At 61.5% G+C, this 13,934-nt stretch carries 11 protein-coding genes; 7 read left to right on the forward strand and 4 right to left on the reverse strand.

Annotation, left to right across the window (positions count from 1 at the left end; translation table 11 throughout):
- Positions 1-3 precede the first annotated feature (3 nt).
- Positions 4-513, forward strand: coding sequence for a hypothetical protein (locus tag IPM54_06140; GenBank protein MBK9259401.1), 510 nt, complete (start codon positions 4-6; stop codon positions 511-513).
- Between the two features lie 91 nt (positions 514-604).
- On the opposite strand, the gene IPM54_06145 is transcribed toward IPM54_06140, so the two are convergent.
- Entirely contained in the window at positions 605-1,066 is a 462-nt protein-coding gene (locus IPM54_06145) for a hypothetical protein (GenBank protein MBK9259402.1), read from the reverse strand.
- Positions 1,067-1,382: 316 nt separating this feature from the next.
- On the opposite strand from IPM54_06145, the gene IPM54_06150 reads away from it, so the two are divergent.
- Complete coding sequence (locus IPM54_06150) at positions 1,383-4,898, forward strand: protein kinase (protein MBK9259403.1); 3,516 nt, start codon at positions 1,383-1,385, stop codon at positions 4,896-4,898.
- Positions 4,899-4,903: 5 nt separating this feature from the next.
- Here IPM54_06150 and IPM54_06155 read toward each other — a convergent pair whose 3' ends face one another.
- Positions 4,904-5,194 carry a hypothetical protein gene (locus IPM54_06155; protein ID MBK9259404.1) on the reverse strand — a complete coding sequence of 97 codons (291 nt, stop codon included), beginning with the start codon at positions 5,192-5,194 and terminating at the stop codon, positions 4,904-4,906.
- 126 nt (positions 5,195-5,320) lie between these two features.
- Positions 5,321-5,779, reverse strand: a complete 459-nt coding sequence (locus tag IPM54_06160) for a chemotaxis protein CheW (GenBank protein ID MBK9259405.1) — start codon at positions 5,777-5,779, stop codon at positions 5,321-5,323.
- A 125-nt stretch (positions 5,780-5,904) separates the two neighbouring features.
- Here IPM54_06160 and IPM54_06165 point away from each other — a divergent pair, with 125 nt between their 5' ends.
- From IPM54_06165 to IPM54_06185, 5 genes are all read left to right on the forward strand, one after another.
- Positions 5,905-7,341, forward strand: coding sequence for a hypothetical protein (locus IPM54_06165; GenBank protein ID MBK9259406.1), 1,437 nt, complete (start codon positions 5,905-5,907; stop codon positions 7,339-7,341).
- A complete protein-coding gene (locus IPM54_06170; protein ID MBK9259407.1) occupies positions 7,338-7,955 on the forward strand; it encodes a chemotaxis protein CheW in 618 nt (205 codons plus the stop codon). Before IPM54_06165 ends, IPM54_06170 begins: the two co-directional genes overlap by 4 nt.
- A 569-nt stretch (positions 7,956-8,524) precedes the next feature.
- The gene (locus IPM54_06175) at positions 8,525-9,469 is read left to right on the forward strand and encodes a hypothetical protein (protein ID MBK9259408.1); all 945 of its coding nucleotides are present in this window, start codon (positions 8,525-8,527) and stop codon (positions 9,467-9,469) included.
- Positions 9,459-11,726: a response regulator gene (locus IPM54_06180; protein ID MBK9259409.1), complete on the forward strand. Its 2,268-nt coding sequence runs from the start codon at positions 9,459-9,461 to the stop codon at positions 11,724-11,726. The genes IPM54_06175 and IPM54_06180 overlap by 11 nt, the downstream gene beginning before the upstream one ends.
- 72 nt (positions 11,727-11,798) lie before the next feature.
- On the forward strand, positions 11,799-12,896 hold the full coding sequence (locus tag IPM54_06185; protein ID MBK9259410.1) for a hybrid sensor histidine kinase/response regulator: 1,098 nt from the start codon (positions 11,799-11,801) through the stop codon (positions 12,894-12,896).
- 13 nt (positions 12,897-12,909) lie between these two features.
- Here IPM54_06185 and IPM54_06190 read toward each other — a convergent pair whose 3' ends face one another.
- On the reverse strand, positions 12,910-13,725 hold the full coding sequence (locus tag IPM54_06190; protein MBK9259411.1) for a uracil phosphoribosyltransferase: 816 nt from the start codon (positions 13,723-13,725) through the stop codon (positions 12,910-12,912).
- Positions 13,726-13,934 lie beyond the last annotated feature (209 nt).

The following is a 13,934-nucleotide window of genomic DNA, read 5'->3' on the forward strand; positions in this document are numbered from 1 at the left end:
GGAATGCTACATATTGACCGCGTCCACGTACCTCCCGGCGAGCCTGTCTACGAGGATACCGAAGAGCATCGCCGTTTGGTGGAGGCGGCGAACCGTGGACGAGTGCAATACCCAATCTGGGAAACGATGATCCGACGTTTGGGGGATCGATACAGTCTTCAAAACGAGTCGATCTGTCTGTTGGCGGGGTGGGTAACCCCAGCCTATTCGGCTCGCATTTATCGACCCAAGGACTTGGAGCCCGTTCCCTCGCTCTCTAACAGGGCTTCGCTCAGCTTCCACGTGAGCTTGCTCGGGCCGTATTACGGGATTCACGATAGGGGGGACCCCGACGAAAAACCGGAAGCAATTGCAGCGGAGATCGAAGCCGCATACCCCGGTTACCAGACGATCCCGCCGGAGCTTGGAAATGAAATCGTGCCGGATGTGGACGCCGGACCGGCATTCGGAAAGGCGACAATCTACGCCTGCCTCTTTTCGGAGGTTTGGACGTGGGTCGATCCCCCAGCGTAGCCGTGCCTGGGCTCGTCCTGATGAGCGCGCTCTTTGCGAGAACGGTCATGCATTCGCGGGCGAGCGCATACGGCGCTCACGATGCCAACGATTACGTCGCCTTCTTGCGCGGACCCCTGGCCATGAAATCGGCCACCGGTTGCAGCTCGGCCGCCAAATCCGGCATGCGCTGGGCCATCGACGAGAGCACACCGTAATACGCCAAGAATGCCTCCCACGCTTCGGACCCTGCTTGCGTCCCCGTGTCTTCGGCGATCTGCAAAGCGACGCGCAATTCGTCTTCGATGGGCTGATATTGCCTCGCGAGCAGCAAATCATTCGACATCCCCGCGAGCGGGATGTTCGGCAATGCCACGCCATACTTCGCCGCAAGCTCCACGACGCGCTGCACGTGCACATCGGCACCTCGGCGAGGCCGCAGCGTCCGTTTTCGGTCATCCACCGTGAGCGTGATGCCATGCACCTTGAGCTTGGTCGCAAGATCCTTCGCTTTTGCGAGCAAGTCTGCGGCCTCTTCTGCCGACGGCGGTTTGTCGCCTACCTTGTTCTCCATACGATGGCCCTCCTTTGGGTGTGGACCAGTACGGTAACCGACGATGATTCGAGATGTCTAGGCCAAAGTGGGGCGAATGGATGGCCACTCGATGGGCATGGGATCGGGTGCGATCGGGGAAGCATTGGCCGATGAACGGGCGACGATCGAGGTTCGAGTGGGCAACGGTTGGCCGAATTTGGTGAATGCTTGGCCAGGGGAGGGCGATCGGTTGGCGAAGTGGTGGAGGATGGATGAGGTCCGGGTGGGCGATGATCGAGGTCCCTCCCTCTTCTGCTTCCCTCATGCCACGGTGCGGCGTTAAGCTCCCCTTCCGATGCATCCCCCCGACGGCCAAGTACCTGCGCGCAAGGCGTTCGGCCCAGGGGATGCCTTCGGCCCCTACCGCATCCTGAAACCCCTCGGACGCGGCGGTTTCGCCCCTGTCTTTCTCGCCGAGGAAATCCACGACGGCAAGAAACTCCGCGACGTCGCACTGAAACTCTTCTTCCTCCCCGATGGCATCGATCCCGCCTCCGCAGACGCATCCGCTTGGCGCGATGGCGTCTTCGCCGAAGCCCGCGCACTCTGCCGCGTGCAGCACCCAAGCGTCGTGCGGTTCTTCTCCGTCTTCCGCGACAAGTCGACCGATGCGTTCGGCCTCGCCATGGAGTACGTCGGCGGCGAGTCGCTCGATGGAAGACTCAATCGGCTCGGACACCTCGACGAACGAGAAGTGCTCGAAGCCGTGGCGCAAGTCGCATGGGCACTGTCCGCCGTACACGCCGCAGGGCTCGTGCATCGAGACGTGAAGCCGGCGAATATCGTTTGCGGCTCCTTTGGCTACAAACTGATTGATTTTGGCGTCGTGGCAGATTTGGATCCCGCACGACGTCAAGCCATGGAGCTCGAAGCGCGGTGTTTCATCGTCGGAACACCCGGATACATTGCACCCGAAATTCTGCATTCGGGATGGTTGCCTTCACCCGCGAGCGATCTGTATGCCCTGGGGATTACGCTGCGCAAGCTGCTCACGGGCCGATTGCCGAGCGAAGACGAAACCGTCGCGGATGCCGAAACGATGCTCGTGGACGATGCGACGGTTGCCGTGACGACCGAGTATGTGCCCGTTGCGCCGGCCGTCATTTCGCAGCAATTCAATTTGCGGTGTCGCCCGGATGTCGTGTGGCTCGTGGACAAGCTTTGCGCCCCCGAACCTCACGTGCGCCCGCAACATGCCGATTGGGTGGCTCGCGAGGTCGAACGAATGTTGGCCGAACGTCGCGGAGCGCAAAGTGCGCCGGCAGTTTCGGACGATGGGACGTTCGATCGAGGATTGTTCGACAAGCGTATGTCGGCGGCCATCGAATCGGGTCCGGAGCTATTGCAGCATCCGCCGCTCGTCGGTCGAGACGATGCCGTTTCCGTGGCGCTCGGTGCATTGGCCGAAGCTCGGCGCGGGCGCGTGCAAGTGGTCATGTTCAGCGGGCCATTGGGCGTGGGTCGGACGCGCCTTCTCGATGCAATCGTTGAACGGGCGGGTCTTTCGGGGTCGCGTGTTTTGCGCGCCGTATGTCGCCCTGAAAGGCAAAGATTGCTCCAGCCGCTCGCGCGGGCGGCCAAAGCGCTTTCGGCTCAGGAATCGGATGCGGTACCGGGGTTGCGCAAGGCGCTTTCGACGGCGCTTTTGCATGAAATGTTGCGCGAGGCGCGGGCTCCGGGCAGCGAGCTCGAAGTGGTCGAGACCGCGCTGCTCGATGCAGCCGCGAATGCGCCGCTCATTTTGGTGATCGATGACTTGCAATGGGCCGACCCGTATACGCTCGAGTTATTGCGGCGGCTTTGCGACAAGGCAGCGGCGGAAGCGGGCGCGCGGCTATTGATTTTGGCGGCGCTTCGTCACGAGCCGTCTCCGTCGGCGCAATTGCGTGCGCTGCTTTCGCATTTGGGTACGCATGCGCATTCGGCGATTCGGCATGTACCGCTGTCGCCGCTCGGTGCGGATGATGCAGCCGAGGTGGTTCGAGCCGTGGGGCCTTTATGTCCTGCATTGGAGCAAGCGGTGCTCCGCGGCGCCGAGGGAATACCGTTTTTCTTGGTACATGGCATTTTGGCATGGCGCGCGACGGGGTCCATCGTTTTTCGCAATGACCAATTCGAGCCTGCGGACGATCGCGTGCTCGACGAGGATTTACCTGGCGTCGCGACGCTGGTGCAGGCGAAGTTGTCGCGGCAATTCGATGGTGGTGCGGCGGTGGGGCGTCTGGCATTGCGCGTGCTGGCGGTCGTGGCGCTGCATGGAGGTGGTATCGATGCGGACACGCTTTCGGCGGTGCTTCGTCCGGCGGATCTTGGACAGGCGCTGGATGGATTGCTTTCGGCGGGGCTATTGACGGCGACGCGTGACGCGCGCGAATACGACTTTCCGCAAGAGATGTTGCGTCAGGCGGTGTTGAATCTCGTGCGGAGCCGGCGGTTTTTCGTCGAAGTATACCGATCGTTGCTGGACGTGGTGGCTACAAAGCCTGGAGCGGATTCGGATGCCGAGTTTTTGGCGTATGGTTATGACAAGCTTGGCGTCGCAGAACAGGCGAGGCATTGGTTTGGCAGGGCGATGCAGGAGGCAGCGGCATCGGGCTTGTTCATGGAGGCAATGGGTCTCGGTGACAGGCTGATTGCACTCATAGCGAGCGCGGACGAACGAATGCATGTGGAATTGTCGATCGTGCGGCTCTTGATTGAAGGGCGTCATTTCAAGGAAGCGCGCACGCGACTCGAAAGGCTGGAAAACGACATTCGAGCGGAGCGAGGCGCGGCATTTGTCGAAGCGGCGCTCGAATGGCGCATTCTGCGGCTGCGTGTGGCTCGTGGGTTGCGAGAGACTTCGGTACGGGATGACGAATTGGTGGCCGATGCGGACGCGTTTGGGGGAGCCGCGATTCGTTGCGAAGCGCGGCTGGCCGTGGCTGGGCATGCTCGCGGGCCGGATGCGATTCCGATGGTAACCGAAGCTATTGCGCTGGCCGAGACGATGGGCCCGGCGCTCGAATTTGCGGCGCGCATTCTATGCGCAGAATTGCGGTACGAGGCAAGTCCACCCGACCTTACCGCTGCTGCGGTGGACCTCGAGCGGGCGCTGGCCATTGCGAATGCAACGTCGTCGATATGGCAGAAGATTCACACGGAAGGAGACTTGGCGGTCATCGAGGCCCAGCTTGGAAACACGAGCGGCGCGATTGAGCGGCTTCGACGGCTCGTGGGCGCGGCCGAGGCGCGAGGCATGCACGGCAATCGAGTGCTTTTCTTGCAAAACATGGCCGCATTTCTCCTTCGCGAAGGGCAGGCCCGCGAAGCGGCAGAAAAGGCTGCGGAGGTCGTTCGCCTTGCATTGGCGGCCGGAGACGCGGTCCTCGGGGCGATGGCTTGGTCATTGCGCGCGGATGCATTGCGGAGGCTTGGGGAGCTTGATGCAGCGCTCGTCAGCATCGACGAAGCCATTCGAATACAGAGCCAGCGAGGTGACCGATTGCAGGCGCTCTCCTTGCTTAGGCGAGCGGAAATTTTGGATGTGCTGCACCGACCCGACGATGCGCTGCGCGACGCAGCGGTAGCCATGCAAATTGCCGAGCAACAGGGTGAGCAGGGTTGGTCTCGTACGGCGAATTTATGGATTGTTTTGCATCAGGCACAATCCGGTAGCGCGTCTGCAGCAGACGTAGAAAAGGCGCTTGGGGACGTGGCTGCTTTGGGAAATGTCCGCGGTGGTTTTACCAAAATCGTCTTCGATCGGGCGACGAATTGGCTCCGCGAATGGCAATTGGCGCAGAATGCAGCGCCGAAAGCAGACGGCTGAAACGATTACTTGTCTTTGCGCTCGGGCACCATGATGCCCTGGGGCTGCAAGTTGGGTGAGGCTCCGGGCGGCGGAGCGCCGCCAGCGGCGCCGTCCGTGGGGCTTGCTCCTTCCGGGCTAGGTGCTTCCGGCTCGGCGCTTCGCATCATGCCAGGCTTTGCCTCGCTACCGGGTTTTGCTTCCTCGGGAGCGGGTTCCCTGCCAGGGGCCGGTGACGCGGGTTCTTGTTGGCCCGCACCACACGCCGTGACCAGTCCAGCACCGAGAATCAATGCGCCAATGAGCTTCCAATTCATCACAAACCTCCCTGCGCCTCGAAGCATACGAGGCTGGCGCGCTGAACATGGCACGCCGATCGATACACCGTCGACCTCATCTTGAACGACTGGGTCGGAAATTGTCCGCCCATACGTCGCATTTCGTTACGGCGCAACCGACGCAATCGCTCGTTCCAGACTCGCGGCTTCCGCTTCCGATAGAAATCGCGCTGGCTCGTGAATCAGCACCAATCCATCGGCAAGCGTGGCCACGCCCGTCACGACCCCATTGCCTCGCGTGATGGGTGCCGCTTCGACAAGCGATGCAGATTCCACCTCGATCAGCGCATCGGCACGATCCACATGCAGCGCGATGAGCCTTCCCGTCGTACGGATGAGAATGAAATGGTCGGCTGGTGATACGGCTTTCGGTGCAGCCCCGAGACGTGGCCGCAGATCGAGAACCGGAGTAAGAACGCCGCGCACGGAGATCACTCCCTTGACGATGGGCGGCGCTCCCGGAAGCGGCGTCACGCTCACGGCATGGACAATTTCTGCAACGTCATTTTCATGAAGTCCGCACCGCAGATCGCCAATTTGAAACGTCAGCACCGTTTTCGTCATATTCTGCGATTCCATTCGAGCTACGGGCCGTTTCGGGTCGCAAAAGCCCCACTGTCCGAGGGGTCGAGTGTATCCTGGGAGCGCTGGAAGGGGAAAACGCCGTTCATGCAGACGACGGCTCGTACATGAATCAACACGCCGAGCTCGATGCCCTCGTGCACCTGTTCACGGAGCGCACCGGGATATCCGTGCCCGCTTTACGGCGCGGCATTTTCGAAGCGTCAGTCAAGCGCGTCGCAAATGTGACCGGATGCGACGGCATCGAGCAATTGGGCGAACGAATCGCGTACGACAACGCGGCCGTCGAGGACGTAGCTCGTGAGCTTGCGGTGGGCGAGACGTACTTTTTCCGCGAACCGCAGCATTTCGACTTCATACGGCGCAAGGTGATCCCCGATGTCTTGGCGCGGCTCGGCTCTCGTCATGTGTTTCGAGCGTGGAGCGCAGGCTGCTCGACCGGCGAAGAACCTTACTCGCTCGCGATGGTTTTCGAAGAGGAACGGATCGCCGACCGTTCGTCGATCCTTGCCACCGACCTTTCTTCGATCGCGATCGAACATGCGCGTCAGGGCGTGTACCGAGCTTGGTCGCTGCGAGGTCCCGGAGCGAACCTCACGAGTCGCTACCTGCACCACGATGGGTACCACTGGATCCTGGATCCGCTGATCAAGGCGCGCGTCGAGTTTCGTCGCATGAACCTGGTGACCGACGCTCCTCCTTGTCGTCACGAGCTGGATCTCGTTTTGTGCCGCAACGTTTTCATTTATTTTGGGCGTGAAGCAATTTCGCTCGTCGCTCGAAAACTCGCAGCATCGCTGAGCGACGGAGGTGTGCTCATCACGGGGCCGTCGGATCCATCGCTCGAGCCGTTCGCGCCGCTCGAAGCATTCGTCGAATCCGGCTGCACGTTTTATCGGCGCAAGACGGCCCTGATGAAGCCAGTTGCGGTCACTGTGACGACCACGGCCGCTCCGTGCACGAGCTTGCCTGAATGCTTCTCGCAAGACGCGGTGCCTCTGCCTGCGGCAAAACCCGAACCTGCGAGCGAAGTCGTCATCGCGAAGGATCATCGCATCGACGCAGCTCATGCGGCGATGGCCGAGGGGCACTATACGCGCGCAGCCGAGCTCACGTGCGATCCAGCGCTGGGCGTCGAAGCGCGACTGATTCGCGTCCGCGCGCTCGGGAACATCGACATACAAGCGGCCGAGCGCGAGTGTGCGCGTGCGGTGGAGTCGTTTCCCATGTCGGTCGAGCTGCGGTACGAGCATGCGAACTTGCTCGCGGCACGCGACAAACACTCCGATGCGGAGCATACGCTGCGCCGAGCGCTGTACTTGGACCGATCGTCGGCGGTTTGTCATGCCCTACTCGGCGTGCTCTTGATGCATCGAGGTGCTGCTCGCGACGCGGTGCGAGCGTTTCGTAACGCTCACCGAATTTGTTCTTCGCTCGCGCCGGATGCTCTCGTGCCGCTGTCGAATGGTGAATCAGCGGCGGTGATGGCGCAGGCGATGGCACGCCGCATCGAGGGGCTCGAGCTGCATGGGGCTGCTTCGTGACGGACGAGGCATCCATCGACTGGCGATCGGTTCGCGAACGATTGGCCGTGACAAACGTCGAGGATGAGCTGCTGGGCCGAGCTGCATCCGCGCAAGACGCGCAGCGTGTTCTCGAGGAACGCGCGCGTTTGCTTGCTCGCGCGTCGCGTGCACCGGACGAATCGGAGGCAGGGGTCGACGTTCTCGTGTTTGCGCTGTCCGGTGAGCGCTACGCGATTGGCGTTTCGTACGTGTGTGAAACGATTCGCAGCACGGGGCTTACGCCGGTGCCGGGTACGCCGGCATGGTTTCTGGGCGTGGAAAACATCCGAGGTGACATCGTTGCCGTCGTTGATCTCGAGCGCCTCTTTGGAGCGGGAAGTCCGGCAGATCACCGTGATGCGGGCCTCCTCATCGTGCTCGGGCAGACGCATGGCGAGTTTGCCCTTCGTTGTGATGAACTGGTGACGGTGACCGTTTTACCGAACGCTCGTGTGCTGTCCACGCCGCGCCTTTCCCTATCGGGCGAGCGTCGCCACATCGTGGGCATGACCGCTGACGGGATACTCGTCATCGATGGTGCAGCGCTTCTCGAGGACGAGCGACTCGTCGTCGAGCAAGCGGAGGAGACGTAGGTGCAATGAGCACGCGACTGGGCTTCGATGCGACGCTTCCTTTTTGGAAGAGCCTTGGAGCGAAGCTGCTTTTGGCGGTCCTCTTTCTGATGATCGCGACGGGCGTCATCTTCTTGGTGAACGCCGACATCTTGCGGGCGCTGAAATCCGATGCGCCGGCGTTTGCGGATCGGATCGCGCGCGTCGAGACGTTGCAGTACGTGATCGGCGCGGCAAACGTTGCGGTGGGGCTGCTCTTGCTGATGCTCATCAGGCGCATCATCGAGCGTGAGCAGAACGCCGCGCACGAGCCTCGATTGCGCGCCATTTTGAACAACACGTCGGATGCGGTCGTGACGATCGACGAGCAGAGCACGATCCTCGACGTGAACGAGACGACCGAGAGGTTGTTTGGATATCGAGCCGACGAGCTCGTTGGTCGCAACGTATCGATTTTGGCGGCGTCGCCGCATGCCGATGCACATGACGGTTACGTGCAGCGGTACCTGCGGACGGGCAAAGCTCGCATCATCGGGATTGGCCGGCCCGTTCCGGGACAACACAAGGACGGCACGGTTTTTCCTGTCTACCTGCGCGTGACCGAGCAGCAGGGAAACCGAGGCCGCATTTTCATTGGCATCTTGCAGGATCTGCGCGCGCAGTCGGAACGCACGAAGCTCATCGACAGCACGAAGGAGTCGGTCAATCAGCTCGCGACCGCGTCGGCCGAGCTCTTGGCGATCACGTCGCAGCAAGCAGCGAGCAGTGAAGATCAGGCGACGTCGCTTACCGAAACCGTGGCGACGATCAACGAGATCACACAATCAGCGGAGCATGCGGCGTTGCGCGTGCGTTCGGTCGCGGACTCTTCGCGCCGAGCGGACGATCTTGGCAAAGCGGGTCGCAAGGCCATCGACGACACCATCGACGCGATGAATGGTGCGCGCAAGAAGGCCGAGTCGATTGCGGAGTCGATCATCGAGCTTGCGGAGCAGGCGCAGACGATTGGCGACATCATTACGACCGTGAACGAAATGGCCGAACAGACGCATCTGCTTGCGCTGAACGCGGCCATCGAAGCATCGCGTGCAGGCGAGCATGGTCGCGGATTTTCCGTCGTTGCGGCCGAAGTGCGTGCGCTTGCCGAGCAATCGAAAAAAGCAACGCAGAAGGTGCGGCAGATCCTCGGACAAATTCAGAAGTCGACCAACGCGGCCGTCATCTCGGCCGAAGATGGCGCGAAAACGGTGCAGGCCACGGTCACGTCTGCGCTGCGCGCGGGTGAAACGATCAAGTCGCTGTCGGAGCTTCTTGGCGATGCATCCGATTCGGCTGGGCAGATCGCTGCATCAGCAACTCAGCAGGCGACGGGCATGATGCAGATCAACGTGGCCATGCGAACGATCGAGCAAGCCGTGCGACAGAACGTGATTGCGGTGAGCCAGGTTGAACAAGCGGTCGCCGACTTGACGAAGCTCAGCGAACGGCTGCGCGACATGCTGTCGAAGGTCGGCGAGTCTTCGCATGATCGATAAGGCGCGGCTTTTCGAGCAGCTCATTCAAGTTTTTCTTGGCGAGCTTGCCGAGCATGTTCGCGTGCAAAACGATTGTCTGCTCGCGCTGGAGCAAAACCCGGTAGGTGCCGCGCGCCAAGAGATTCTTCGCAACTTGCTTCGATCTGCGCATAGCTTGAAAGGCGCGGCGCGTGCGGTGAGTTTGTCCCCGATCGAGAAGCTGTGTCACCACGTCGAGGAGCTTCTCGGCGCGGTCGACAGGGACGAACGACACCTCGACAAACCCGCCTTCGAGCTTCTGTTTGCCGCTGTCGATGCGCTGGACGACGCAGGCAAACGGCTGCGCGAGGGGCATGGTCTCGATGGGGCACCCGTCGAGCTCGTCACGAAGCGATTCTCGACGGCTTCGCCACCGCAGATCGGTGCGAAAGCGCCGCTCACGGCAAGCGCGGGGCTCCTCGGGCAAACGGTGACGGTTGCACCTGCATCGTTGCCCGAGGCGACGAGTTTGCCCTCGCGTACGTCGATGGACCCAACAGCCGTGGGCTACGTGCGCGTCGCGGCGCAGAAGCTCGACCAGCTTCTCACGCTGGCCAGCGAGCTTTCGGTTGCGCGTTCGCACTTGGATGTGCGCGTGCAGGATGTCGATGCGATCGTCGATGTGTTTTCGCAGCTCCGCGCCGAGTGGCATCGTCTCGAACGGCCGCTCGACAAGCTCGCGGTGGGCGATTGGCCCGGCGTGTTGCCCTTGTCCTTTCGCAAATCGTTCGACCGTGCCCGTGCTCTCGTCGGTCAGCTCGAACGAGACCTCGAACGACTTTCGACGAGCATGCGCACGACGACGCGTGCGTGTCACGGTATCGCCGCGGCCATCGATGCGGACGTGAAAGGCATACGGATGCTCCCGTTTGCCGACGTTGCGACGGGCATCAGCCGCGCTGTGCGCGATTTGGCGCTGGAGCGAGGCAAAGAGGTCGAGGTCGTCGTGTGTGGCGGCGAAGTCGAGCTGGATCGGTACATCCTCGAAGGTCTCAAGGATCCGCTCGTGCATCTCGTGCGTAACGCGGTCGATCACGGCATCGAGTTGCCGGATGTGCGTACACGTAGCGGTAAACCTGCGCGCGGGCGCATCGAGATTACGGCGACGCTGCGCGGTTCCCAAGTGGAGATCTCGGTCACTGACGATGGCGCGGGGCTCGATGCTGCAGCCATCGTCGCGCGAGCGCTCGAGCATGGGTTTGTCTCCGATGCGTCGGTCGATGACTTCACCCGACTCGTCTTCCTGCCGGGTTTGTCGACGTCGTCTGAGTTGACGCTCGTGTCGGGTCGAGGGCTCGGCCTCGACATTGTCAAGAGCCGTGTGGAATCGCTGCACGGGCAAGTCGACGTCGCGTCGCAACCGGGCCATGGTGCCCGTTTTGCACTGATCGTTCCCCTCACGATCACCACGCTTCGAGCCGTGGTCGTCGAGGTTTCTGGCCAGCTCTTTGCACTCCCTTCGACCAGCGTCGAGCGCATGGTGCGTGTGAGCGACGACGACCTTCGCTTCATCGAGGGGCGGGCGATGTTCGTGCACGACGGCGCGCTTCTCGAAGTCATCTCGCTCTCGCAGCTCCTCGGACTCGGGGAACAGCAACGTGACGAGCTCGATCACGACACGCACGTTGTCGTCATTTCGGGACGTGGCCATGCGGTGGGACTCGTTGTCGATCGGCTCGTTTTGGTGGATGAAATTCTCGTCAAGAACCTTGGTCGAAGGCTGCGTCGAGTGCGGTACGTCGGAGGTGCGACGGTGCTCGAAACCGGACGAGTGGCGTTGATCTTGAATTCTGGAGAGATCATCGCGGCGCTTCCGAAGCTTCGTGCCGTTCGCACGGTGGCTCTTCCGCGACGCGTCGCTCACGACAAACCGCCGAAACGACGCATTCTCGTCGTCGACGATTCACCGACGACGAGGACGCTCAATCGAACCATCTTGGAGGCTGCTGGGTTCGAGGTGACGGTGGCTGTCGACGGCCAGGATGCACTGCGGATCCTCGAAGAACGAGGAGCCGATTTGGTGCTCACCGACGTGGAAATGCCGCGGATGGATGGGTTTGCCTTGACCGAAGCCATTCGTGCATCGCGCGTATTTTCCAAGCTTCCCGTTGTGCTCATGACGGGTCTTGGGACCGAGCAAGACAAGGCGCGAGGTCTCGAGGCAGGAGCGGACGCGTATCTCGTCAAGAGCGCTTTCGACAAGGACCAGCTTCTCGACGTGATTCACCAGCTCCTGTAACGTCGCGTGCAGCTCGAAGGGTAAAGAACGTTGGAGGACAAAACTTCCGAGGCCCATCCTCGCGTACTCGTCGTGGAGGACAGCCCGACGCAGGCGCTGCAGTTGCGATTGCTTCTCGAGGCTGACGGTTTTCGAGTCGATGGCGTCGCATCTTTGGCGGATGCGCTGGCGTTCGTCGCGGCCACGCACGTCGATGCCGTTGCGTTCGATCTGATGCTTCCGGACTCGACGGGTCTCGATGGACTGAAGGCGCTGTTGGCCGCGGCTCCGCGAGTTGCCGTCGTGGTGCTCACGGCCAACTCCGATGAACGTTTGGCGCTCGCGGCGCTCGGGTGCGGAGCCGAGGACTATTTGTTCAAGGGACAATTCGACCAGTCGCTTCTCGTGCGCACGATGCGATACGCGATCGAGCGACATCGGTTTCGCGCGCAGCTCGAGGAGCTCACGAGTGAATTGCGAACGAAGAACGCCGAGCTTGCGCGCACGAATGAGGAGAAGAACCGGTTCTTGAGCATCGCTGCTCACGACTTGCGCAATCCGCTCGGCGTCATTCTTGGCTACACCGAGCTCATGCTGTCGGGCGATGCAGGTCCAGTCACCGACGAGCAAACGGAAGTTTTGGGCGTCGTCCGTTCGTCGAGCGACTTCATGTTGGGGCTCATCAACGATCTTTTGGACTTTTCGATGATTCAGTCGGGCGTGATTCGACTCGATCTGCGCCGCACCGACCTTGCGGCCATGATTCGGAAGAACGTCACGACGAACCAAGTCGTCGCCGAGAAAAAGCGGATCAAGCTCGTCTTCGAGCAGCAGTGCGACCTCGAGCTCGTGATCGATCGTCGCAAGTTCGAGCAAGTGCTCAACAACTTGGTGTCGAACGCGATCAAGTTTTCCCACCGAGGAACGCGCGTCGATGTGCGGCTCGAGCGAGACGGCGACCAAGCGATCATCTCGGTCACCGACCAAGGCGTTGGTATTCCGAGCGGCGAGGTGGACAAGCTGTTTCGGCCTTTCCAGAAGACGAGTGCGCGAACGACGGGAGGCGAGCGCAGCACGGGGCTTGGCCTTGCCATCGTGCGCAACATCGTCGAGAGCCACGGTGGGCGCATCTGGTGCGAGAGTGATGTGGGGCGGGGGTCGACGTTCCGTATTGCGCTACCGATTTCGTGAACGTCGTACTTGGTCAAACCCAGGCGTTGTTGAGGATCTCGCCCACGCCGCCTGCGCCTGGGACGATGTACTGATGATCGTTCAGGCCGCGTTCTTCGGCGATGTTTTGACCGGCCTCGGTGCGCAAGATTGCTGGTGCTGACAAACCGCGATCGAGCCGATACGCGTAGATCTCCAGGTCCGGATGCTCTTTCGTGACGCGCTGGATGTACTCGGGCGTCACGATGAGATGCAGCGCGATGAGTTTTGCGGGGGTGCCTTCGAGCGCGTTTTTGTAGTACGAGACGGCACTCACGATCGATGAGCCCGTTGCGCCCATCGGATCGGGAAAGAGCACGATGCGATCTCCGACATCGCGTCCGATTTTCGCATCGTGCCACGTCGCTCCGATGACCGTTCCTTGCTCGTTCGTTTGTCGGCTCATGAAGAGGTGATCTTGCCGCACGAGATTTGGGTCGAGCACTTCATTCATCAAGTCGTAGACGACTTGCGAAGGCATCGTACCGGCGCGTGCGATGCCGACCGTCACGGCTTTCGTCGAGCGCGACAGCGCAAGACCTCGGTAGACCGCTTCGGGATGCGAAGCCGCCATGCGCGTGGGAACGTCCACGCGCACGCGTGGAAACTCGGTGGCGAGCACGACGTGGGCCAGCATCTCGTAGAGCATTCGTACGAGGCGGCCCATGTCCGGCTGTCCGGTTTCGGGCGAGCAGGCGCGGGTGAGCAGGGTCCACGCGAACGGATCGTCGAGCAAGTGAACTTTTGGCCCGTAGTGATGGCGAATCTCAGTGGCAGTAAAGCGGCTTTCGGCGTAGGCAGTGTCGACCATCGTTTTTCTGTTACACTACCTGGCCCGGTGCGGGGTATGCCTACGCGCGCCGGTGGTTCCCGGCGCATGAGTGCAGCGCAGGACGTCCCTGGGGGCCTCACGCAAATGGCCTTCACACGTGCGCAAGAGGGAGGATAAGTTCGGTGGATAGCGACCTCGCTGAGTCCGTCACAGCGCTCAAGGAAATCTTTACCAAAAGGGGACTCCCC

The sequence above is a fragment of the Polyangiaceae bacterium genome (assembly GCA_016715885.1).
Classification (GTDB): domain Bacteria; phylum Myxococcota_A; class Polyangia; order Polyangiales; family Polyangiaceae; genus Polyangium.

Bases quoted from the DNA above. Each gene is read 5' to 3' on its own strand.
- IPM54_06140 (MBK9259401.1), top strand. From the start codon at position 4: ATGCTACATATTGACCGCGTCCACGTACCTCCCGGCGAGCCTGTCTAC.
- IPM54_06145 (MBK9259402.1), bottom strand. From the start codon at position 1,066: ATGGAGAACAAGGTAGGCGACAAACCGCCGTCGGCAGAAGAGGCCGCA.
- IPM54_06150 (MBK9259403.1), top strand. From the start codon at position 1,383: ATGCATCCCCCCGACGGCCAAGTACCTGCGCGCAAGGCGTTCGGCCCA.
- IPM54_06155 (MBK9259404.1), bottom strand. From the start codon at position 5,194: ATGAATTGGAAGCTCATTGGCGCATTGATTCTCGGTGCTGGACTGGTC.
- IPM54_06160 (MBK9259405.1), bottom strand. From the start codon at position 5,779: ATGACGAAAACGGTGCTGACGTTTCAAATTGGCGATCTGCGGTGCGGA.
- IPM54_06165 (MBK9259406.1), top strand. From the start codon at position 5,905: ATGAATCAACACGCCGAGCTCGATGCCCTCGTGCACCTGTTCACGGAG.
- IPM54_06180 (MBK9259409.1), top strand. From the start codon at position 9,459: ATGATCGATAAGGCGCGGCTTTTCGAGCAGCTCATTCAAGTTTTTCTT.
- IPM54_06190 (MBK9259411.1), bottom strand. From the start codon at position 13,725: ATGGTCGACACTGCCTACGCCGAAAGCCGCTTTACTGCCACTGAGATT.